The sequence below is a fragment of the Magnetospirillum sp. UT-4 genome (genome assembly GCF_902729435.1).
Classification (GTDB): Bacteria; Pseudomonadota; Alphaproteobacteria; order Rhodospirillales; family Magnetospirillaceae; genus Magnetospirillum.
Genome location: NZ_CACVCG010000114.1, coordinates 1 through 614, shown reverse-complemented (window position 1 = coordinate 614; position 614 = coordinate 1). Strand labels below are relative to the sequence as shown.

The 614-nt window shown below is 65.3% G+C and carries 1 protein-coding gene; it reads right to left on the bottom strand.

Going from position 1 to position 614, the window contains the following annotated elements:
* Positions 1-278: 278 nt before the first annotated feature.
* Positions 279-614 (bottom strand): transposase (locus MTBUT4_RS15170; RefSeq protein ID WP_173980541.1); only part of this gene is annotated, 336 nt, incomplete at its 5' end.

The window sequence follows — 614 nt, the reverse complement described above, 5'->3', positions numbered from 1 at the left end:
GCTCTCATGTTCGCAGTCAAGGGTTCCCGGCAAGCAACTTCGTCCTGGCTGTGCCCAGACGCTGATTTCCGGCGATGCCCACGGCAGGAGGCGGGGCCTAAAGACGACGGTTGAGCAAGCTCTCATACGCGGGTTGGATACCGCATGACCGTGGTTTCGTCCTGGGGCTGCCTCGGTCTAAAGGGCGAGCGTCAGCAAGAGCTGGCTCATAACAGGCACGAGGGTTCCCTACCGCGCCCCGCCTCCAGCCATAGGCACCGATCTGGCGGCCGGCCGGTTCAGGCGGCCGGCTTAACCTCCACTTGCCGAGCAATGGCCCAAAGGAAGCCGACCATCTCGCGGGCGATGGCGGTGATCACTACCACCTTGGCCTTGCCCGCCGCAGCCAGCCGGCGATAGCGGGCGCACAGCCTGATCTGGGCCTTCCAGGCGATATCGCGGATGGCTTGGGGCAGGTTCTCGATGCGGTCGTGCAACTTGCGACTTACGCGTGCCTGCATGCGGTAGGTCCAGGCGCCTTCGATCAGCGCCCGCCGGGCCAGGGCATTACCGGCTTTGGTGATGCCGCCGCGCCGCACCGTGGTACCGCTGGAATGTTCCGACGGTACCAGACC